Raw genomic sequence first — 20814 nt, 5'->3', positions numbered from 1 at the left:
GTGAGTCCTTCTTTTGGGTCTGTAGCTATGCGCCGGACCCTAGGCGGAATACCGCAGGCTGACTTGGCGCGCGATGCCCGAAACCTTTCTCCCATGCGCATCCCGACCAGAACCGGACTGCGATTGCATGAGACAGGAATAGAACATAAAAGGAACATATGTTCGATTCGAGTCGCTTCAAACGTGCCGCAAGCCTCGTGCAGGCCTCTCCGAAGGGCTGGCCGGACGCACCTTTGCAGCAGGACGGCGTGCATGAATTCTATGCTGCCAAAGGGTCAGCACAAGGGCTTGGGCAAGAGCAGGACAGCTCTGCCCCGCTCGCGCTGGCGCTGCTCTGTGCGGTTCAGGCCTGCCGGGCGGGAGAGCCGCTGCTCTGGCTGAGGCTGGCGAAGGGAAAGCAGGCCCAGCAACGCCCTTATGCCCAACGCCCTTATGCCCCCGGCCTTGTCGAACTGGGCATCGATCCCGCCGCGATGGTGCTGATGCGCCTGCCCGATCTCCAGAGCCTGCTGCGCGCGGGCGTGGACTGCGTGCGGCACGGCAGCGCGGGCGCGGTGATCCTGGAGATGGACGGCCGCGCCCCGGCTTTCGACCTTACCGCCTCCCGGCGGCTCACACTGGCGGCGGAGCAGAGCGGCACCATGGTTCTGATCGTGCGCAGCGGCGCCGATCCCGCGCCCAGCGCCGCCCATACCCGCTGGCAGGTCGCCAGCGCGCCCTCGCTGCCCCTGCCCGCCAATGCACCGGGAGGACCGGTCTTCGACGTGACCCTGCTGCGCCAGCGCGGCGGGCGGGAGGGGCTCAACCTGCAAGTGGAATGGAACCGTGAGCGAGGCACCTTCCAAGACCCGACATTTGGCCGCGCGCCGCTATCTGGCGGTCGTCCTGCCCTTCCTGCCGTCCGAACGGGCGATGCGGGAAGGCGCAGCGCCGCCTGACGCGGCCTTCGCCCTCATCGCGAAACAGCGCGGGGCGCAGCGCATCATGGCGCTGTCCCCCGCCGCCCTCGCGCTCGGCCTTTCGGCAGGCATGATGCTGGCAGACGCCCGCGCGCAGGAACCCGATCTGGCCGCGCTGGAGCATCGCCCCGAGGCCGACCACGCCCTGCTGCTGCGGCTGGTGGAGGCCTGCGAGCGCTATACCCCGATGGTCGCCCCGCAAGGCGACGACGCGCTGGTGCTGGACCTTACCGGCTGCTTCGACAGCCTGACCATGGACGAAACCGGCGTGTTGGACGATCTCGCCTGCCGCCTCTCCCGTCTGGGCTTTCGCCCTCTGCTGGCCTGCGCCGCAACCCCGGATGCCGCCCTTGCCCTGGCCCGCTTCGGCAAGCGATCTGCCCGCGAGCTGCCGGTGGCCGCGCTGGGTCTCGGAGAAGACGCCCACCTTGCCCTGAAACGCGCCGGGCTGCGCACGATAGGCCAGCTGGCCGATCGCCCCCGCGCGCCGCTGGCCGCCCGTTTCGGCAAGGCCATGTCGGTCGCCCTCGCCCATCTGCTGGAAGAGCAGGACCGGCGCATCACCCCGCATCGCGCCCTCCCCCCGATCTGGGTGGAGCAGCGCTTCGCCGAGCCGATGGCCACGGTGAAGCCCCTGCTCGGGGTGATCGAATGGCTGGCCGGGCAGGCGCGGGACCTGCTGGTCGCGCGCGGGCGCGGCGGGCGGCGCTACGAAGTCTCGCTGTTCCGCACCGACGGCCATGTCGCCCGCCTCGCCGTCGACAGCGGGCTGCCGCTGCGCGAACCCGCCGATGTCGTGCGGCTGTTTCGCGAGCGCATCGAATCTCTGGCCGACCCGCTCGATCCGGGCTTCGGCTACGATCTCCTGCGCCTGTCCGTCCCCCTGCACGAAGACGTATCGGAAGGGCAGGAGCGGCTGGACGAGGACAGTTCCGGCAGGCCCGACCTCGCCCCCCTGCTCGACCGCCTGCAAGTCCGCTTCGGCGCCGAATGCCTCCACCGCTTCGCCCCGCGCGACGAGCACCTGCCGGAATATGCCGACCGGCTCGTGCCCGCCGCGTCTTGGCCCCAGTCCCAACCTGATTCATGGCCTCAACCGGAAGCGGGCGAACCGCCCTTGCGCCCGCTGTTCCTGTTCGACCCGCCCCAGCCGGTCACCGTCCTTGCCGAAGTGCCCGACGGCCCGCCGCGCCGGTTCGGCTGGCAGGGCAGGCAGCATCGGGTGGCGCGACACGAAGGGCCGGAGCGCCTTGCCTATCCCTGGTGGAAGACGGTCGAGGCCACCGGCCCTACGCGCGACTACTACCGCATCGAGGACGAGGACGGGCGGCGCTTCTGGCTGTTCCGCCACGGCCTCTACGGCAGCGAGAAGGCCGATCCACGCTGGTATCTCCACGGCGTCTTCGCATGAGCGCGCAGGCGTCCCCTTATGTCGAATTCGCGACGACAACCGCCTATTCGTTCCTGCGCGGCGCCAGTACGCCGGGCGAGATGGCGCTCACGGCCATGGCTCTCGGCCATCCCGGCATCGGCATTGCCGACCGCAATACCGTGTCCGGCGTCGCCCGCGCCCTCGCCGCGCTGCGCAAGTTCGGGGAGGAGATGGAAGAGGAAGGCGTGACCCTGCCCCCGTTTCGCCTGATGGTCGGCGCGCGGCTGGTCTTCGCTGACGATACCCCCGAGATCCTCGCCTACCCCACCACCCGCTACGGCTGGGGGCGGCTCACCCGCCTGCTCACCACCGGCAACTTGCGCACCACCAAGGGCAACTGCGTGCTGCGCCTCGACGACCTGCTCGAATTTCTGGAGGACATGCAGCTTATCGTTGCCACACCTGCCCCAGACGAGATGTTGCGCCGACTCTCCGATGCCGCCCCCGGCAAGGTCTGGCTGGGTGCGACGATGCTGCGGCAGGGCCGCGATGCCCGCCGCCTCGCGGCCTTGCGCGAACAGGCGGCCATGATCGGTGTGCCACTGATCGCCATCAACGATGCGCAGTACGACAAGCCGGAAGCGCGCGCCCTGCACGACGTCATGACCGCGATCCGCGAGAAGACCACGGTGCAGGCCGCAGGCCGCCGCCTCGCCGCCAATGCCGAACGGCACCTGAAACCCGCCGCCGAAATGGCCCGCCTCTTCGCCGCCGCCCCCGAAGCCATCGCCGCCACCAAAGACTTCATGAACGGCATCGCCTTCAAGCTCGAAGACCTGAGCTATACCTATCCGCACGAGCCGGTGCCCTACGGCTATACCCCGCAAGGCTGGCTGACCGAACTCGTCTGGAGCCGGACGCGCGATCTCTACCCGCAAGGCATTCCCGACAAACTGACCAGACTGCTCACCGGCGAACTGGAGATCATCGGCAAGCAGGACTACGCCGCCTACTTCCTCACCGTTCACGATATCGTCCAGTGGGCGCAGGGGCAGGGAATCCTCTGCCAGGGCCGGGGTTCGGCGGCCAATTCCGCAGTCTGCTTCGTGCTCGGCATCACCGCCGTCGATCCCGTGAAGAACACCCTGCTGTTCTCCCGCTTCATCTCCACCGAGCGCAAGGAGCCGCCGGACATCGACGTCGACTTCGAGCACGAGCGGCGCGAGGAGGTGATGCAGTACATCTACAAGCGCTATGGCCGCGAGCGGGCCGGGATCGCCGCCACCGTCATCCACTACCGCTCGCGCAGCGCCGCCCGCGATACCGGCAAGGCGCTGGGCCTGAGCGAGGACGTGACCGCGCGGCTCGCCAGCACCGTCTGGGGCAGCCATGCCGCGAAATACGACCGCAATCGCTGCCTCGAAGCCGGGCTCGATCCCGACAATCCGACGATCGCGCGGGTCAATCGCTTCACCGAGGCGATTCTGGAATTCCCCCGCCACCTCTCGCAGCATGTCGGCGGCTTCGTGCTGACCCAGGACCGGCTCGACGAGACCGTGCCGATTCACAATGCGGCCATGGAAGAGCGCACTTTCATCGAGTGGGACAAGGACGACATCGACACGCTCGGCCTGATGAAAGTCGATATTCTGGCGCTCGGCATGCTGACCTGCATCGGCAAGGCTTTCGAAATGATCGAGACTCACATCGGCCGCCAGTACCAGCTGAGCTCGGTGCCGGGGGACGAGAAGGACCACAGGAACAATCCTCCCCACGTCAAAGCGGTCTACGAGATGCTTCAGAAGGGCGACAGCATCGGCGTGTTCCAGGTCGAAAGCCGCGCCCAGATGAACATGCTGCCCCGCCTGAAGCCGGTGAAGTTCTACGATCTGGTGATTCAGGTCGCCATCGTCCGTCCCGGTCCGATTCAGGGAAACATGGTGCATCCCTATCTGCGCAGACGGCAGGGGATCGAAAAGCCCGAGTTTCCCGCTCCCGCCCCGCCCCATGATCCCGACGAATTGAAGGAAGTCCTCGGCGAAACCATGGGCGTCCCGCTGTTCCAGGAACAGGCGATGAGACTGGCGATCACCGCCGCGAACTTCTCCGATTCCGAAGCCAACCAGCTGCGCCGCGCCATGGCGACCTTCCGCAACGTCGGCACGATCAACACCCTGCGCGGCAAGATGGTCGGCGGCATGGTCGCGCGCGGCTACCAGCCGGAATTTGCCGAGCGCTGCTTCAAGCAGATCGAAGGCTTCGGCAGCTACGGCTTCCCGGAAAGCCACGCCCTCGCTTTCGCAAGGCTGGTCTGGGTCTCGGCCTATATCAAGCACCACTACCCGGCCGTCTTCGCCGCCGCCCTGCTCAATTCGCAGCCCATGGGCTTCTACGCCCCGGCGCAGATCGTGCGCTGCGCACAGGAGCACGACGTGGAGGTTCGCGCCATCGATGCCAATCACAGCGAATGGGATTGCACGCTGGAGCCGAACGACAAGGGCCAGCTCGCGCTGCGCCTGGGCCTGCGCCAGATCCACGGTTTCCGCGAAGACTGGGCCGAAAACATCAAGGACCACCGCCCCTACACCAATCTCGAAGACCTCGCCCGCCGCGCCGACCTGCCGCAGCGCGCGCTCAATCTGCTGGCCGATGCCGATACCTTGCGCTCGCTCGGCCTTGATCGGCGCGAGGGCCTATGGGAAGCGCGGCGTACCCCCAGCGGCGAACTCCCCCTCTTCGCCGCCGCCCGCGCCCGCGAACTGGGCGAGGAGCCCCCGGCCGCCCTGCCCGCCATGCCGCTGTCGGAACAAGTGGCGGCGGACTACCAGACCACCCGCCTGTCCCTGAAGGCGCATCCGATGGACTTCCTGCGCCCCGTCTTCGCGGCGGAAGGCGTGCTCAGCTGTGCCGAACTGGCGCGGGCGAAAGCGGGCAAGCGCGTCAAGGTCGCGGGCGTGGTCCTGGTCCGCCAACGACCGGGAGAGGGCAAGGCGATCTTCGTCACCCTGGAAGACGAAGGCGGCATCGCCAACGTAGTGATCTGGGAAAGGCTGTTCGAGATCTATCGCCGCCCGGTCATGGCCGCGCGGCTCATGGTGGTGGAGGGCCTCGTCCAGCGCAGCCCCGAAGGCGTCATCCACCTCATGGCCCAGCGTATCCACGACAGGACGCCGGAACTGGGCCGCCTGTCCGAAGACCACGAGACTCATCCGCAGCTCTCGAACGGAGACGAAGTCGTGCGCCACCAGCACCCCCGCAATGTGCGGACCCTGCCGCGCTCACGGGACTTCCATTGAGGCTTCGTGCAAGAAATTCAGTGATTTCTTAAAGACATGGCCATATCGCATCCCCTTCTCTTACTGACGGGGGTATCGATGTCCGAAACCGGTTCACAAAATGCGGCCATGGCCGGCCTGCTCTATCAGGCGAATGCCAAGTCCACCGGCGTAACCTATCTGCTGTGGTTCTTCCTCGGCGCCCTGGGCGCGCACCGTTTCTATGCCGGAAAGACCGGCAGCGGCATAGTGCAACTGGCGATGTTCCTGGTGGGCTGGGCCACGATCTGGCTGCTCGGCCTGGGCCTGCTGCTGCTGGTGCCGCTGGGCATCTGGGTCCTGATCGACGCCTTCCTGATCCCCGGCTGGCTGCGCGCGTTCAACACCAACCTCGTCCACCGCGTCCTGGCGTAAACCAACACAGGGCCTGAAGCACCACGGGCGGCACGCAAGCGCCGCCCGGCCATCCGGCCAGATCAATTTGCCTGAAATGTAGGGAAATGGTGCACCCGACAGGATTCGAACCTGTGGCCTCTGCCTTCGGAGGGCAGCGCTCTATCCAGCTGAGCTACGGGTGCAGTGCTGGGTCGACTAGCAGAGCAGGCGCGGCGTTTCCAGCGCCAAATCGATCCATCGTCATCATGGGCTTGGGAAAACTTTTCCGGGATGCCTTTCCCGGCGTCGGCCTCTCGTAGCAGGCGGGTTGAAAGTTCTCTCTATGTTCTTATGATGCAGCGATGGCCGAAGCTGATTCCCCTCTCTCGACGCCCCTGGCACCGCCTCTCACGTCCTTTGCCTCGGGCGATGTCGCGCGCGGGATCGGCCGGCTCTTTGCCCGGAACGACATCTGGTGCCTGCCGGAAATGCCGCTGCGCTGCGGGCGGCGGGCGGACCTCATGGGCATCGACGCCAAGGGCCATGTCATCATCGTGGAGATCAAGGTTTCGCGCGCGGATCTGCTCGGCGACGGCAAGTGGACGGACTATCTCGACTATTGCGATCGCTTCTATTGGGGCCTGCCGCCCTCGCTAGACCGCGCGCCGCTGGAGACGGAACTGTTCCTGCCCGAACAGTGCGGCGTGATCGTGGCGGACGGCTACGATGCGGAAATCCTGCGCCCTGCCCCGCTGCGCCAGCTTGCCGCGGCTCGCCGCAAGGTGGAGACTGAACGCCTAGCGCGCGCCTCGCTGCGGCGGCTCGTCACTCTGGGCGATCCGCAGACTTTGCAGTGGGGCAGCGAGAACTGAAGTGCGTCCGGGAGCGAAAGAACCCTTTCGCTCCCGCCGGCCCCATCACGATATCGCGTCAGGCGATCTCTTTCTCGATCCATTCGGGATAGAACGAAGGTTCGCGCTCCGACCAGCCCGATGCCGTGGCCGCTGCTTCGCTGATCGAGTGCAGCAGGATCTTGCGGCGTTCCGGCTTGATCTGGGGAAGCGCCGCCGCGCCGCAGAAGGCGCCCGGCAGCCAGGGCCGCGCCCAGCCGCCCAGCAGGCGTTCGTAGAGGAAACGGAAGGCCGAGAACGATTCGATGCGGTCCTGCGCCAAGTCGAAAGCGGCGAGATGGAGCAGCTTGCCCATGAAGGCGCTGATATCGTCGAAGCCGAACTCGTCGGGCCGCATGTCCCGCAAGGCCGGGAATTCGGCATAAGCTTCGTACTGGCTTCGGATGGAGGCTGCCTCGCCGCCGTCACGCGCCCAGAGGCCGACCGCGTCCTGCCGGCCCAGTCCCACGTCCAGGCTGCGGCGGATATAGCGCTGCTCGCAAGGCGTGAAGCTGGCGAACTCCCGCAGTTCGCTGATGGTGACGGTGGCCTTTCCCGTGTGAGTCATGGTCCTGATCCTCGTGACACGGAAGGACTATCCTCCCTGTCACTAAAACCACTTTCTGCCACATCGGTTGCTACAGGCTTAACTGGAAAAAGGGCTGTCCCCCATATTTCCGGCAAGATTCGCGAAGGATTTCAATTCGGGACAGATTGAAAGATGCCGATTTCCGTATTTTTCCTAGGAAATCGGCCCTCTTTCAGCAATGGGAAGGATGGTCGCGGAAAATTTGTCCCGGAAAATTGGTATAGCCGAATTTTCAGATCAGTCCGGCGAGCGGGCTGGACGGATCGGCATAACGGCGCTGGGCCATACGTCCGGCGAGGTAGGCGTCGCGCCCGGCCTCCACCGCCAGCTTCATCGCGCGGGCCATTCGGATCGGATCGCGCGCTTCGGCGATGGCCGTGTTCATCAGCACGCCGTCACAGCCGAGTTCCATCGCCACGGCGGCTTCCGAGGCCGTGCCGACGCCGGCATCGACCAGAACCGGGACTTTCGCCCCTTCCACGATCAGCCGCACTGTGACCTTGTTCTGGATGCCCAGGCCCGAGCCGATCGGCGCGCCGAGCGGCATGACCGCCACGGCGCCCGCTTCCTCGAGCTGCCGGGCCGCGATCGGGTCGTCCACGCAGTAGACCATCGGCAGGAAGCCTTCCTTCGCGAGGATTTCCGTGGCCTTAAGCGTCTCGCGCATGTCGGGATAGAGCGTGCGCGCCTCACCCAGCACTTCCAGCTTCACGAGATCCCAGCCGCCCGCCTCACGCGCCAGGCGCAGCGTGCGGATCGCGTCATCGGCCGTGAAGCAGCCTGCGGTGTTGGGCAGGTAGGTGATCTTCTGAGGATCGATGTAGTCCGTCAGCATCGGCGCCTTGGGGTCCGAGACATTGACCCGGCGCACCGCGACAGTGACGATCTCCGCGCCCGAAGCCTCGACCGCAGCCGCGTTCTGCTCGAAATCCTTGTACTTGCCGGTGCCCACGATCAGGCGCGAGCGGAAGGTTCGGCCAGCGACGGTCCAGGTATCAGCGGTATCTGTCAAGGTTCGCATCCTTTCGGGGAACGGGTATTTCAGGAAAGCGGGCGCAGAGGGAAGGTGCCGGGAAAAGGTGCCGGCGCGTTCAGCCGCCGCCCACGAAGTGGACGATCTCCAGCACATCGCCATCGGACAGGGGAACATCGGCCAGGGTCGAGCGCGGGGCGATCTCGCCGTTATGCTCGACGGCGACCTTCTTCGGATCGAGCCCGATCCCGGCAACGAGATCGGCAATCGACGAGCCGGGCGCCACGCGGCGCGGTTCGCCGTTCACGATGAGGGAGAGTTCAGCAGCCATGGGCCGCAGATAGCGCGGAGAATCGATTTGGAAAGCACCTAAAGCACCTTCAGTGCGCGCCGTGCAGGTTCCTGATGTGGGCCAGGGCCACCAGCGCGACGCCGAAGATCGTCAGGATCGATTCCGCAAGGCCATGGCCGACCGCGATCGCCGCCGCCATCAGGGCAAGGCCAACGCCGCCGATCACCAGCGGCGCAACCCGGCCGTGGCGCATGACGCCGAAGCCGAGCGAGATCACGCCGACGACGAGGGCCAGCACCAGACCGATGCGATGCACTTCCGGGGCCAGCAGGACTTCGCCGCCCAGGCCCAGGAATCCCACGAAAAAGACGCCGAGCACGCAATGGACCGCGCAGAGACCGCTGAGGACGATGCCTGCCCGGTCGAGCCGGTTTCGAATCGCGATGATGGCGGTACGCATGACTGCCCATGTATGTGACGTTGTAACATACATCAAGCCCCGACCTTGTCGCAAAACATTCGGTCGCCCTCCCTCTTGCGCATTTCGTCGCAAGATCGCAGGGATTTGCGCCATGAGAGTTTCAGACGGTCGCCCCATCCTCGGAACATCCGACGATATCGCCCCCATGGTTCGCTGGCTGCTGTTCGTGGCCGCGCTGGTCGTCCTCATCGTCGCGGTCGGCGGCATTACCCGCCTGACCGAATCCGGCTTGTCGATCACCCAGTGGAAGCCGCTCACCGGCGCGATTCCCCCGCTTACCGATGCGCAGTGGCAGGCCGAATTCGCCCGCTACCGGCAGATCCCGCAGTACATAGACGTCAACGGCCCGGCCGGCATGACGCTGGCCCAGTACAAGTTCATCTACTTCTGGGAATGGGTCCACCGCCTGCTGGCCCGCGTGATCGGGCTGGCTTTCGCGCTGCCGCTAGCGTGGTTCTGGTACAAGCGCACGATTCCGCTGGGCTACAAGCCGCGGCTGATCGCGCTGCTCGCGCTGGGCGGGCTCCAGGGCGTGGTGGGCTGGTGGATGGTCTCCTCCGGCCTCACGCCCGAAGCTGCCGACCGGGTGAACCACTTCCGCCTTGCCGCGCACCTGCTGGTGGCGCTGACCACGCTGGGCGGCCTGGTCTGGACGGCGCTCGATCTTCGCGAGCTCAGGCGCGGGCAGGCTCCGGCGCGCGTGACCCGCTTCAGCGGCGTGGTGCTGGCCATGCTGTTCTTCCAGCTCTTCATGGGCGCCATGGTGGCCGGCCTGCGCGCCGGCTACGTCGCGGGCATGGGCTGGTTCAGCATGGACGCCTGGCCGCTGATGCAGGGCAGCTTCTTCCCCGAGGGCGTGGAATGGGCCGGCGGCGCGCTCCATGCCCTGGTCAACGATCCCTTCCTGACGCACTTCGTCCACCGCTGGTGGGCATGGGCCGTCGTCGTCGTGCTGGTGGTCATGGGCCGCCGCCTCAAGGGACGGCACGCCCGCCTCGCCTCGATCGCTCTGCATTCGGCATTCGGAACGCAGGTCCTGCTGGGCATCTTCACCGTCTGGTCGGGCGTGGCGCTCTGGCTGGCCGTGGCGCACCAGCTTTGCGGCGCGCTGCTCGTGGCCGCGACGGTCTGGGGCGCCCACTGCCTCGGCCGCCGCGATCAGGTCGGTCTCGGGATGTGAGCGGGACCGCCGAAACCCCCGCGCTCGTCTGGTGCCCCTTCCCGGACGAGGACAGCGCCCTCGCCGCCGTGAATGCCCTGCTGGACGAAGGCCTCGCCGCCTGCGGCAACCTGCTGCCCGGCATGACGTCCGTCTTCGTCTGGAACGGCGAAAAGGACACTGCCCGCGAGTTCGGCCTGCTGGTGAAGACCAACGCGGCCCTGCTCGACCGCGCCGTGATGCGGCTTGCACAGCTTCATCCTTACGAGGAACCCGCCGTGCTGGGCTGGCACTGCGATACGGCAGCGCCGGGGACCGTGGCCTGGTTGGCCGGTATTGGGCTGCCAGGTATCGGCTCCGCGAACCCTTGACGGTATTATTTTACCTCTCTGGAAAGCCGCAGTCTGCTTGACTTGAAGGCCGGTTTCGACGATTTGGCCGCCTTCCCGCGGTGCCGGAGATTCGTGAAAGCGATCGATTCGGTTCCCGCGACCTGAACATTAGGGATAGACCAGCCATGAAGGCGCTTACGAAGGTCACCCGGTCGATCAAGCCGGCCGAGGTGGAAAAGAAGTGGCATCTGATCGATGCCGAAGGTCTGGTGGTTGGCCGTCTCGCGGTCGTCATCGCCGACCTCCTGCGCGGCAAGCACAAGCCGAGCTTCACCCCGCACGTCGATTGCGGCGACCACGTCGTCGTGATCAACGCCGAGAAGGTGAAGTTCACCGGCAAGAAGCTTGGCGACAAGACCTACTACAAGCACACCGGCTACGCCGGCGGCATCAAGGAAGTGACTGCGGACAAGGTCCTCGGCGGTCGTTTCCCCGAGCGCGTGCTTGAAAAGGCTGTCGAGCGCATGATCCCCCGTGGCCCGCTCGGCCGCGACCAGATGCGCGCCCTGCACCTCTATGCAGGCACCGAGCACCCGCACGGTGGCACCCAGCCCGAAGCACTCGACGTCGCTTCCATGAACCGCAAGAACAAGGTTGGCGCGTAATGTCCGATACCGAAACCGTACAGAGCCTGTCCGATCTGAAGGACCTGGGCGAAGTCGCCGCCGTTGAAACCGCGGAAGAAACCTTCAAGCCCGTTGTGTCGAACGCGCCGCTGCGCGAGCAGCAGCTCGACGCCTACGGCCGCGCTTACGCCACCGGCCGCCGCAAGGACGCCGTGGCCCGCGTGTGGGTGAAGCCGGGCACCGGCAAGGTCATCATCAACGGCCGTGACCAGGAAGTCTACTTCGCACGTCCGACCCTGCGTCTCGTCATCAACCAGCCCTTCCAGGTTGCTGGCCGTGACGGCGCCTACGACGTGATCGCCACCGTCAAGGGCGGCGGTCTCTCGGGCCAGGCCGGTGCCGTGAAGCACGGTATCGCCCAGGCCCTCTCGAAGTACGAGCCCACCCTGCGCGCCGCCGTCAAGGCTGCCGGCTTCCTTACCCGCGACCCGCGCGTCGTCGAGCGTAAGAAGTACGGCCGCGCCAAGGCACGCCGCAGCTTCCAGTTCTCGAAGCGTTAATTCGCTTACCGAGAGCTTCGGCTTTACGAAAAGGGGTCGCGGGAAACCGCGGCCCTTTTTTGTTGCGCCGGTTCCGCCTGCTCTCCCTATCACCCCCACTTCCAAAGCCCAGAGCAGCGCCAGATACCTCGTCATTGCAAGGTATCTTCCATTGCCATGTATCAATCGTAACAAGGTATCTTGCGTTACATAGTAGCTGGCTATATACACTCCTCATCCGCAGGAGACGATTCGATGTCCGAAATCGAAGTACAGCTGAAGAAGGGCGTGCTCGGCCTTTGCGTGCTCGCCCTGCTGTCGCGGGGGGACAGCTACGCCTACGAGATCGCCAGCCGCATGGCCGCCGCGGTCGACATGGGCGAAGGCACGATCTACCCGCTCATGCGCCGCATGCAGTCCGACGGCCTCGTCGCGACCTACCTTGAGGAATCGCCCTCGGGGCCGCCGCGCAAGTACTACCGCATCACCGATACCGGCCGCAGCCGCCTTGCCGAACAGGTCCAGGAATGGCGCGGTTTCACCGCTGCGGTCGACGGGTTGCTGGACGATGCCGCCCCGAACCCCGGCAACACCCCCGCTTCCGCACCCGTGCAAGAGGAACCGAGCCATGACGCGTAACGAGTTCATCCGTCGCCTGAAGGCCGGCCTCAAGGGCATGCCGCAGGACGTGGTCGCCGAGATCGTCGCCGACTACGAGGAACACTTCGAAGCAGGTATCGCCGAAGGGCGCAGCGAACAGGAAGTGGCCGCCGCCCTGGGCGATCCCGGCCGCCTCGCCCGCGAACTGCGTTTCGAGGCGGGCTTCCGCAACTGGGAAAGCGGCCGCACCCCATCCTCGGCCTGGAGCGCCATCCTGGCCTTCATGGGCCTGGCCACCATCGACATCCTGATCCTGCTGCCGATCGTGCTGCCGGTGCTGGGGGTGATGTTCGGCCTCTACGTCGCCACGCTGGTCGCCTTCCTGGCGGGCGGCTTCATCCTCATCGCCGGGCCGTTCAGCGGTTTCCCGGGCGGTGTGCTGGTCGCCATCCTCGGCGGGCTGGGCACGATGAGCGCCGCCGTGGCGATCGCCGCCCTGCTGACGCTGGTCAGCATCTGGATCATCAACGCCATCATGTGGTTCGGCCGCCTGCACTACCGCGTGCTCGAACCCGCCATGCATTCGCAAGACTGAACCGTACGAGAGAAAGGAACCGAGTGATGTTCAGGAAACTGCTCATCGTATTCGCCAGCGGCGTGATCCTGACGATCGTCGCCTTCAGCGCAGCCTGGGTCATTGGTGGGGACAAGTTCCGCCAGGACGTCAACAACGGCGATTTCGACTGGACCATCGGCAGTGACGACGATGGCGCCGACAGCCCCCAGACCACCCGCAATTTCACGATCCAGCCCGGTGCGCGCCTGGCCATGGACGTCCCGGTGCAACTGGTCTTCACCAAGGGCGACAAGGCGGAAATGGTCGTCAGCGGCCCGCAGAAGCTGGTCGATCGCCTGACCTGGGAAAATGGCCGCCTTGCCATGAAGGGCAGCTGGCACGGCCGCAAGGGCCTGAAGGTGCGGATCACCGCCCCCGAGATCGAAGGCCTCGACTTCGACGCCCCCGGCGACGTCACCCTGACCGGCCTCGATCAGGACAGCCTGACCGTGAACGGCAACGGCGCGCTCAGCCTCGATGCCTCGGGCAAGGTCCGCAAGCTGGCGGTCAGCACCGAAGGCGCGGGCGACCTCGACTTCGGCAAGCTCCAGGTCCAGGACGCCACGATCCGCGTCGACGGCGCGGGCAACATGACCATCGGCGCCAGCGGCGATGTCGATGTGCAGATCAACGGCATCGGCAACGTCACCCTCGTCCGCAAGCCCGCGAATCTCCGGCAGGTGATCAACGGCATCGGCAACGTCAGCCACGACTACAACTAAACTGGACGACGGCCTCCGCGTAAGGCCGGATACGAAAAAGGCCCGCACCGGCAGACGGTGCGGGCCTTTTTCCGTTCTGGAGTTTGCCTTCCCTGCGTTCTTCCCGCCCTCAATGCACCGGCGGATCGACCGGCGGCACGGCGCCCACCGGCGCGACGGGTTCGTCCGGCTCGCGCGGGGGCAGGGCGTTTTCGGGGACCTGGTCGATCTGCATGGCCGGGGTCGGCACGTGTTCCAGATTGCGGGCGACCACCCGGATCTCGTTTCCTTCGATGGTGATCTCGTTGAAGCTGGGCGGCGTCGAGCGGATCCGCTTCGACAGGGTTCCGGCACCGATCATGCGCAGCGGCCCGGCGGGGGTTTCCGCCGTCAGGTCGAAAGCGTCGTGAATATGACCCGACAGCACCGCCATCACCTTGCGCCCGGCCAGCACTTCCATCGTGCGCGTGCCGTTGATCGTCAGCAGCTTGTTGTCCTTCGCGCGCCGCTCGATCAGCGGATGATGCGCCGCCACCAGCACCCGGGTTCCTGGCGGCAGGGCATCGATCGCGGCGAGAGTCTCGGCCAGCGCCTTCTCCGTCACCCAGCCGTTGGACCAGGGAAAGCGCTGCCACTGCGCGCGGGTGGTGGTCTTGAGCGGCACGATCGCCACGCCGGGCAGGTGCAGTTCGGCCTCCACCAGATTCTCGATCGCGTGGAAGCGCTTGTAGGGCGCGAAAAACCGTTCGTAGAGGTTGAAATAGGGAATGTCGTGATTCCCCACTTCCACCGTCACCGGCACGTCCAACCCCTTGATCCACGCCGTGGCCGCATCGAATTCGGGATGACGCGCGCGCATCGTCAAGTCGCCGGTAATGGCGACGGCATGCGGCCGTTCCCGCGCGATACAGGCTTTTGCCCAGTCGATGGCGCGCTGGTCCTCCAGTCCGAAATGGATGTCGCTCAGGTGGAAAAGGCGGATCGGACCGTTCGGCGAAGGGGTATTTTCACGAAGCATTGCGCGTCGTTACCAGATCGACTTCGCAAGTCGCGAGGTAAAACGCCTCTTCCGCGGCGCCGTCGAACGGTTCGCCGTCGATCAGCAGGCCCATCGGCTCGCCATCGGGGCAGACCAGTCTGATCTCGCGGTGGATTCCCAGCGAATCGTGCGGACCGTCGCGGAAGTCGCGGTTGAGCAGGGCGATGCCCTGTCCCGCATAGTCCGCCAGCGATTCCGCGTAATAGCCATTGGCCTCCAGCCCATCGTCGCCGGGCGTAACGGTAATCGCCGAATAGCCTTCTTCCCGGCCGCAGTCGGCCTCCGCGCAGACCACCTTGGGGCCGTTGGCGGACCAGGAGATCGCTTGGGCCGTGGTATTGACGAACTCCACGATGTTCACCGCGCGCATGGCCTCGCGCACTTCGTTCCACACGGTGCCGGGCCCGGCGAGCACGCCGGTCAGGCCCACCCCGTGGCGACTGGAAATCACCGTCGGACGCACGGTTTCCAGCGATCCTGCGGCCAGGCGCGCGACGATTTCCGTCGCCGGAACGTCGCCGTGGAGCCGCTTGGGCAGCATGTTCATCGTGCCGCCCGGCAGCACCAGCACCGGGCCGCTCCAACCACCGGCGGCCGCCACCACGGAATGGGTCGTGCCGTCGCCGCCGAATACGATAAGCAGATCGACCTGGCCGGCGTCGAGCACGGCCGGGGTTGGCGCTTCCTCATCGGGAAACCGCAAGGTACGCCCGACCGGAAAGCCCGCCTGCACCAGCGCCGCTTCCACTTCGGCGACCGAGGCGTCGTCGTTGCTGCCGCTGGCTGCGTTGCGCACCAGCCAGACCGTTGGCGAAAGGGGAGGGCGAGAGGAATCGGTTTGGGTCATGCCGCCAGAAACCGGCGTGCCTCCGTCCGGTTCCCGATCGGAGTTCGTTTGAAAAATGCCCATGGGCATTTTTTGATGCGGCACCGGCCCACGCCCCCACCCGACCTCCCACGAGTGTATCCTGATGGGAGGTCGGGTGGGGGCGTGGGCCGGTGCCGCAAAATCCGCCTGCGGCGGATTTTCAAACAGACTCTTAAACCTTTCCGCTGAAGATCAGCCATGCCGAAAGGCCGTTGAGCGCCGAATAGAGCACGTAGACCCAGGCCCATCCGGCCGATCCGCCCGCCACCGCAATCATCGCCCCCAGCAGCATCGCGAATTCCACGATCAGGCTGAGCCTTCCGCCCAGGGGCTGGAAGTACCACGGCACCTGCGAAAGCATCGAATGACCGCTTTCGAGCACCGCCTTGTGCGCGGCGAAGTTGAAGATGCCAAGGAAGAAGACAACGACAAGTCCCATAAGTACATACAATTCGTAATGGAAAGCGCGATCAAAGGCCAGCTTTCGAACAAGCCATGGTTCCGGCAGTCCCGATTCGCCCTTCTTTCTTGAGAATCCCTGTATTCGCCAGACGTCGTTCGTCGACGCCCGATGTCGTTCGTCTCCCGCGCCCGCCTTTGGTCGACCTTGGACGGGTGGCGGTCGAGCCCCGCATGAAGCGCGCGCGATTCGGGGGCAAACAGGATTCACCGAGCCGGACGCGACACTCTCTCTGCCCACGGCTCACCCTGAGGAGGAAGAGAAAATGTTCAAGACCAACCTGATCGCCGCTGCCGCCGTCGGACTCGCCCTGGGCGCCGCTGCCGCCGCAACCACCCCCGCCCCCGCTTTCGCCAAGGAAGTCGAAGTGCGCTATTCCGACCTGAACCTCTCGACGCCGGAAGGTCAGAAGAAGCTGGACCGCCGCATCGACACCGCCGCCCGCACCGCCTGCGGCATGAACGCTTCGACCACCGGCTCGCGCCTGCGCAGCGCCGACGCCACCGAATGCTACACCAAGGCCCGCGAGGACGTCCGCAACCAGGTTGCCGGTGCCGTCGACAAGGCCGGCGGCCAGCAGCTCGCGGTCGGGCAGTAAGCGTAGTTTGAAAATTCGCGAAAAGCGAATTTTGCGGCACCGGCCCACGCCCCCACCCTACCACCCAACGATAGTACCCTGGCGGGTGGTAGGGTGGGGGCGTGGGCCGGTGCCGCAAAAAAATGCCCTGCGGGCATTTTTTCAAACAACCACGAAGTCCCTAAAAAATAAACCCGGATACAAGACTGGCGGGCCCTAGCGGCCCGCCATTTTCTTTACGGTCGGCAGATAGGTACGGCCGATCCGCAAGGCATCGCCGCTGGCGGTCTCCACCGACCAGACGCCGAGGCCTTCGTGCCGCAGCCCGGTCACATGATCGCGGCGCAGGATGCAGCTGCGGTGGATGCGGATGAAGCGCTCGGGATCGAGGCGTTCTTCAAGGCTGGTGATGGTCTGGAGCAGCAGATAGCTCTGCCCGCGCACATGCAGGCGCACATAGTCGCGTTCGGCATCGATGCGTTCGACGTCGGCGGCCGGTACGCGCACCAGTTCGGAGCGGTGCGGCACCCAGAATTCCTCCAGCCATTCGCTGGTCGGCGCCGCGCGCTGATCCCCTCGGCGCGACATCACCCGGCCCACCGCGCGCTCCAGCCGGTCGGGCGCGACGGGCTTGAGCACATAGTCGATCGCGTCGAGGTCGAAGGCCTCTACCGCGAATTCGTCATGCGCGGTAACGAAGATCACCGCAGGCGCATCGGGCTTGCCCGAGAGACGGCGGGCGACGGTGAGCCCGTCGGTTTCCGGCATCGTCAGGTCGAGCAGGACGAGATCGGGGGTGAGGGCATCGATCAGGCGCAGCGCGGCCTGGCCGTCGCTGGCGGTGCCGATCACGGAAACGCCTTCGATCCGCGAGCAGATCACCTGCATGCGCTCGACCGCCAGGGGTTCGTCATCGACGATCAGCGCGCGCAGCGGTCCCGTGCCGTTGGACGTGCTGTTCGACGGTCCATTGGATTCTGCAGCTATTTCAGACAAGACCGGACTCCAGGGGCATTCTCAGGACCGTGGCGAAGCCGCCTTCGGGCCGCTTGCCGAACTCTAGCGAGGCCGCCGCGCCGTAGCGGGCCCGCAGCCGGTCCCGCACATTGCCGAGGCCGATCCCGAAGCCACCGCTGTTTTCCGGGCATCCCGGTCCATCGTCCGTAACGCTCAATTCCAGCATGTCGCCGTCGCGCCGCGCGGAAAGGGCGATCGTCACCGGCCGCTGGGTGGCGGCAACGGCATACTTCACCGAATTCTCGACAAGCGGTTGCAGGATCATGCCCGGCACCATTGCACCAAGTACGGAATCGTCAACATCAATCGTCGTTAACAATCGATTCGGAAAGCGCACGGCTTCGATGGCGAAATAGAGTTTCTGAAGTTCGATCTCATCGACAAGGGCAAGATCGCTGGTGGGATCCCCGGAAAGTGTTCGGCGGTAGAACGTCGAAAGGTTCTGGATCATCTTCTCCGCATCGTCCTGCTTGCCGATCATGACCAGCGCGGAGAGCGAATTGAGCGTGTTGAACAGGAAGTGCGGATTGACCTGATAGCGCAGCGAACGCAGCTCGGCGGCCTGCGCGGCGCGGCGATACTCGCCCTCGCGCCACTCGGCCGCGCGAGCTTCCTCCGCCTTCACCAGCGCGAAATAGAGCGCGGCCCAGGCCAGGACCAGGAAGTAGCGACCGAAAGCGGTGTCGGCTATGTTTGCCCAGTAATCGTAGCTGTCGCCGAGCATCTTCTCGGCATCGATGGTGATCGCCGATTCCGAGCCATCCCCATCTTCCGTTGCGGCGCCGGTCGGTGACGCGCCGGAATCAGGAGCGGAATCGCTTTTCGGAGGCGATACGCCCTTGGGCAGGTCCACGAGGATATTGCCTGCATCGTCGCGGCTGATCCGCACGTTGTTGCCGGAGGGCTTCTCGGCCTGTTCCTCGTAATGTCCGTCCTTGGCGCTATCGATGTCGGCAAAGATCGCCTGGTTGATCAGGGTCAGCGCAACCGAAAGGGGCAGGGCGCCGACCAGCACGACCACGAAACGGGCACCTGCCGAACGACGATCCAGCAATTGCAGCAGCGGCCAGACGGCAGCCATCAGCAACATGGAGAGAATGCAGATGGTCAGGCGGCGCGAGACGAGCGCCCAGCTCATGTCGAAGCCGACGGCCACGCCGCGCAGTGTCGCGACGATGAAGTAGCAGGCCCAGAGCGCGGCGAGGGAAAGCAGGACGAGCCGCGCAGGCACGCGCGGCTGATGGGTGCCGATGGCCACAGGTTCGTCCATCCTGTCGCCGTTCATCTCGGATGTCGTCATCCTTGGGGGATAGCGCGAAAAAACCCTGTCGCGCCAGTTCCCTGATCGGGCCGGAATCGACTTTCGTCGAACCGACCCGCCGGGATGGACCGATCCGGCGGAAACGACCGCCGGATCGGTGTTGATTCAGGCCGGAAGCAGATGCTCCTTGGCGATCTTTTCCTTCCACACCAGCGGCGCGAGCTGGTGGACGTTCTTGCCTTCGGAATCGACCGCCACGGTCACCGGCATGTCCTTGACGGTGAACTCGTAGATCGCCTCCATGCCGAGATCCGCGAAGCCGACGACCTTGGCTTCCTTGATCGCGCGGGCGACGAGGTAGGCGGCGCCGCCGACGGCCATCAGATAGGCCGACTTGTGCTTGGCGATGGACTCGGTGGCGGCAGGGCCGCGTTCCGACTTGCCGATGCTGGCGAGCAGGCCGAGATCGAGCATGGTGTCCGAGAACTTGTCCATGCGGGTCGCGGTGGTCGGGCCGGCGGGGCCGACGACTTCCTCGCGCACCGGATCGACCGGGCCGACGTAATAGATCACGCGGCCCTTGAAATCGACCGGCAGTTCCTCGCCCTTGGCGAGCATGTCGGCAATGCGCTTGTGCGCGGCATCGCGGCCGGTCAGCATCTTGCCGTTCAGCAACAGGCGGTCGCCCTGCTTCCAGCTCTGGACGATTTCCGGGGTGAGGGTGTCGAGGTCGACGCGGATGGCGCCAGCATCGGGAGCCCACTCCACCTGCGGCCACTCGTCGAGGTTCGGGGTTTCCAGGAAGCTCGGGCCGGAACCGTCCAGCGTGAAGTGCGCGTGGCGGGTGGCGGCGCAGTTCGGGATCATGGCGACGGGCTTGCCCGCAGCATGGCACGGCCAGTCCATGATCTTGACGTCGAGGATGGTGGCCAGGCCGCCGAGGCCCTGCGCGCCGATGCCGAGCGCATTCACCTTGTCGAAGATCTCGATGCGCAGCGCCTCGATATCGTTCTGGGGGCCGCGCTGCTTGAGCTGCGCCATGTCGATCGGCTCCATCAGGCTCTGCTTGGCGAGCTTGACGCAGTGCTCGGCGGTGCCGCCGATGCCGATGCCCAGCATGCCCGGCGGGCACCAGCCGGCGCCCATCTGCGGCAGCATCTCGATCACCCAGTCGACGATGGAATCGCTGGGATTCATCATCTTGAACTTCGACTTGTTCTCCGAGCCGCCGCCCTTGGCCGCGACGTCCACCGAGACCTTGGAGCCGGGAACCATGCTGACCGAGAGCACCGAAGGCGTGTTGTCCTTGGTGTTGCGGCGGGTGAAGGCGGGGTCCGCCAGCACCGAGGCGCGGAGCTTGTTCTCGGCATTGTTGTAGGCGCGGCGCACGCCTTCATCGACCACTTCCTGCAGCGACTTCTCGGATTCGAGGCGGCAGTTCTGGCCCCATTCGATGAAGACGTTGACGATGCCGGTGTCCTGGCAGATCGGGCGATGCCCTTCCGCGCACATGCGGCTGTTGGTCAGGATCTGCGCGATGGCGTCCTTGGCCGCCGGGCCCTGCTCCGCCTCGTAGGCATCGCCCAGCGCGCGGATATAGTCCATCGGGTGGAAGTAGCTGATATACTGGAGGGCGTCGGCGACACTCTCGATGAGGTCGTCTTCGCGGATCGTCACCATCTGCGTCATGGAATTGTGCTCCCGTTTTTCGGATCGCGTGATTTTGCGGCCTCCTTAGACGCGCTTTGGTTTTTCCGCAAAAGCGCATTTCACGCGGCGATTCTTGTGTTCCACGCGCCGCCGGTTGCAAGTT

At 65.6% G+C, this 20814-nt stretch carries 23 protein-coding genes and 1 tRNA gene; 13 read left to right on the top strand and 11 right to left on the bottom strand.

Going from position 1 to position 20814, the window contains the following annotated elements:
• Positions 1–158 precede the first annotated feature (158 nt).
• The 4 genes from NTCA1_RS17800 (at position 159) to NTCA1_RS17785 (ending at position 6020) form a co-directional block, all read left to right on the top strand.
• Positions 159–938, top strand: a complete 780-nt coding sequence (locus NTCA1_RS17800; protein WP_159831248.1) for an ImuA family protein — start codon at positions 159–161, stop codon at positions 936–938.
• A complete protein-coding gene (locus NTCA1_RS17795; RefSeq protein WP_306439300.1) occupies positions 826–2370 on the top strand; it encodes a DUF6504 family protein in 1545 nt (514 codons plus the stop codon). The genes NTCA1_RS17800 and NTCA1_RS17795 overlap by 113 nt, the downstream gene beginning before the upstream one ends.
• On the top strand, positions 2367–5627 hold the full coding sequence (locus tag NTCA1_RS17790; protein ID WP_159831247.1) for an error-prone DNA polymerase: 3261 nt from the start codon (positions 2367–2369) through the stop codon (positions 5625–5627). Before NTCA1_RS17795 ends, NTCA1_RS17790 begins: the two co-directional genes overlap by 4 nt.
• Positions 5628–5705: 78 nt before the next feature.
• Positions 5706–6020: a TM2 domain-containing protein gene (locus NTCA1_RS17785; RefSeq protein ID WP_086490794.1), complete on the top strand. Its 315-nt coding sequence runs from the start codon at positions 5706–5708 to the stop codon at positions 6018–6020.
• A gap of 87 nt (positions 6021–6107) precedes the next feature.
• On the opposite strand, the gene NTCA1_RS17780 is transcribed toward NTCA1_RS17785, so the two are convergent.
• Positions 6108–6184: transfer RNA gene (locus NTCA1_RS17780), tRNA-Arg, on the bottom strand.
• 159 nt (positions 6185–6343) lie between these two features.
• Here NTCA1_RS17780 and NTCA1_RS17775 point away from each other — a divergent pair.
• Positions 6344–6853, top strand: a complete 510-nt coding sequence (locus NTCA1_RS17775; RefSeq protein ID WP_086490863.1) for an MmcB family DNA repair protein — start codon at positions 6344–6346, stop codon at positions 6851–6853.
• 58 nt (positions 6854–6911) lie between these two features.
• On the opposite strand, the gene NTCA1_RS17770 is transcribed toward NTCA1_RS17775, so the two are convergent.
• The 4 genes from NTCA1_RS17770 to NTCA1_RS17755 form a co-directional block, all read right to left on the bottom strand.
• On the bottom strand, positions 6912–7439 hold the full coding sequence (locus tag NTCA1_RS17770; RefSeq protein ID WP_086490864.1) for a hypothetical protein: 528 nt from the start codon (positions 7437–7439) through the stop codon (positions 6912–6914).
• A gap of 253 nt (positions 7440–7692) precedes the next feature.
• Positions 7693–8472 (bottom strand): bifunctional sulfur carrier protein/thiazole synthase protein, encoded by a 780-nt coding sequence (locus NTCA1_RS17765; protein ID WP_159831246.1) that lies wholly within the window; start codon positions 8470–8472, stop codon positions 7693–7695.
• 79 nt (positions 8473–8551) lie between these two features.
• On the bottom strand, positions 8552–8764 hold the full coding sequence (gene thiS / locus NTCA1_RS17760) for a sulfur carrier protein ThiS (protein ID WP_159831245.1): 213 nt from the start codon (positions 8762–8764) through the stop codon (positions 8552–8554).
• Between the two features lie 49 nt (positions 8765–8813).
• Complete coding sequence (locus NTCA1_RS17755; protein ID WP_159831244.1) at positions 8814–9185, bottom strand: MerC domain-containing protein; 372 nt, start codon at positions 9183–9185, stop codon at positions 8814–8816.
• A gap of 112 nt (positions 9186–9297) precedes the next feature.
• Here NTCA1_RS17755 and NTCA1_RS17750 point away from each other — a divergent pair, with 112 nt between their 5' ends.
• The 7 genes from NTCA1_RS17750 to NTCA1_RS17720 all read left to right on the top strand — a co-directional run bounded on the left by NTCA1_RS17750 (position 9298) and on the right by NTCA1_RS17720 (position 13800).
• A complete protein-coding gene (locus tag NTCA1_RS17750; protein ID WP_159831243.1) occupies positions 9298–10386 on the top strand; it encodes a COX15/CtaA family protein in 1089 nt (362 codons plus the stop codon).
• A complete protein-coding gene (gene cutA / locus NTCA1_RS17745; RefSeq protein ID WP_159831242.1) occupies positions 10383–10736 on the top strand; it encodes a divalent-cation tolerance protein CutA in 354 nt (117 codons plus the stop codon). The genes NTCA1_RS17750 and cutA overlap by 4 nt, the downstream gene beginning before the upstream one ends.
• Before the next feature lie 146 nt (positions 10737–10882).
• The gene (gene rplM / locus NTCA1_RS17740) at positions 10883–11362 is read left to right on the top strand and encodes a 50S ribosomal protein L13 (protein ID WP_021234910.1); all 480 of its coding nucleotides are present in this window, start codon (positions 10883–10885) and stop codon (positions 11360–11362) included.
• Entirely contained in the window at positions 11362–11883 is a 522-nt protein-coding gene (gene rpsI / locus NTCA1_RS17735) for a 30S ribosomal protein S9 (protein WP_086490869.1), read from the top strand. Before rplM ends, rpsI begins: the two co-directional genes overlap by 1 nt.
• 234 nt (positions 11884–12117) lie before the next feature.
• Positions 12118–12501, top strand: a complete 384-nt coding sequence (locus NTCA1_RS17730; protein ID WP_086490870.1) for a PadR family transcriptional regulator — start codon at positions 12118–12120, stop codon at positions 12499–12501.
• Entirely contained in the window at positions 12491–13057 is a 567-nt protein-coding gene (locus NTCA1_RS17725) for a DUF1700 domain-containing protein (RefSeq protein ID WP_159831241.1), read from the top strand. The genes NTCA1_RS17730 and NTCA1_RS17725 overlap by 11 nt, the downstream gene beginning before the upstream one ends.
• Positions 13058–13083: 26 nt before the next feature.
• On the top strand, positions 13084–13800 hold the full coding sequence (locus NTCA1_RS17720; RefSeq protein WP_086490977.1) for a GIN domain-containing protein: 717 nt from the start codon (positions 13084–13086) through the stop codon (positions 13798–13800).
• Between the two features lie 109 nt (positions 13801–13909).
• Here the strand turns inward: NTCA1_RS17720 and NTCA1_RS17715 are convergent, their stop codons facing one another.
• From NTCA1_RS17715 to NTCA1_RS17705, 3 genes are all read right to left on the bottom strand, one after another.
• Entirely contained in the window at positions 13910–14797 is an 888-nt protein-coding gene (locus NTCA1_RS17715) for a metallophosphoesterase (protein WP_086490872.1), read from the bottom strand.
• A complete protein-coding gene (locus tag NTCA1_RS17710) occupies positions 14787–15665 on the bottom strand; it encodes a diacylglycerol kinase family protein (RefSeq protein WP_159831240.1) in 879 nt (292 codons plus the stop codon). The genes NTCA1_RS17715 and NTCA1_RS17710 overlap by 11 nt, the downstream gene beginning before the upstream one ends.
• A 193-nt stretch (positions 15666–15858) precedes the next feature.
• On the bottom strand, positions 15859–16125 hold the full coding sequence (locus NTCA1_RS17705; RefSeq protein WP_086490873.1) for a hypothetical protein: 267 nt from the start codon (positions 16123–16125) through the stop codon (positions 15859–15861).
• 286 nt (positions 16126–16411) lie between these two features.
• Here NTCA1_RS17705 and NTCA1_RS17700 point away from each other — a divergent pair, with 286 nt between their 5' ends.
• Positions 16412–16744, top strand: coding sequence for a UrcA family protein (locus NTCA1_RS17700; protein ID WP_159831239.1), 333 nt, complete (start codon positions 16412–16414; stop codon positions 16742–16744).
• 195 nt (positions 16745–16939) lie between these two features.
• Here NTCA1_RS17700 and NTCA1_RS17695 read toward each other — a convergent pair whose 3' ends face one another.
• The 3 genes from NTCA1_RS17695 to NTCA1_RS17685 all read right to left on the bottom strand — a co-directional run bounded on the left by NTCA1_RS17695 (position 16940) and on the right by NTCA1_RS17685 (position 20690).
• Positions 16940–17710 (bottom strand): LytTR family DNA-binding domain-containing protein, encoded by a 771-nt coding sequence (locus NTCA1_RS17695; RefSeq protein ID WP_255490531.1) that lies wholly within the window; start codon positions 17708–17710, stop codon positions 16940–16942.
• A gap of 1 nt (position 17711) precedes the next feature.
• Positions 17712–19025: a histidine kinase gene (locus tag NTCA1_RS17690; protein ID WP_236549422.1), complete on the bottom strand. Its 1314-nt coding sequence runs from the start codon at positions 19023–19025 to the stop codon at positions 17712–17714.
• Between the two features lie 141 nt (positions 19026–19166).
• Positions 19167–20690 (bottom strand): fumarate hydratase, encoded by a 1524-nt coding sequence (locus tag NTCA1_RS17685; protein ID WP_086490875.1) that lies wholly within the window; start codon positions 20688–20690, stop codon positions 19167–19169.
• Positions 20691–20814: the final 124 nt, after the last annotated feature.

The organism is Novosphingobium sp. TCA1, assembly GCF_009811895.1.
In the GTDB taxonomy this organism is placed as follows: domain Bacteria; phylum Pseudomonadota; class Alphaproteobacteria; order Sphingomonadales; family Sphingomonadaceae; genus Novosphingobium; species Novosphingobium panipatense_A.
The sequence above is the reverse complement of the archived record's forward strand: the minus strand, read 5'-3'. Positions and strand labels throughout refer to the sequence as shown.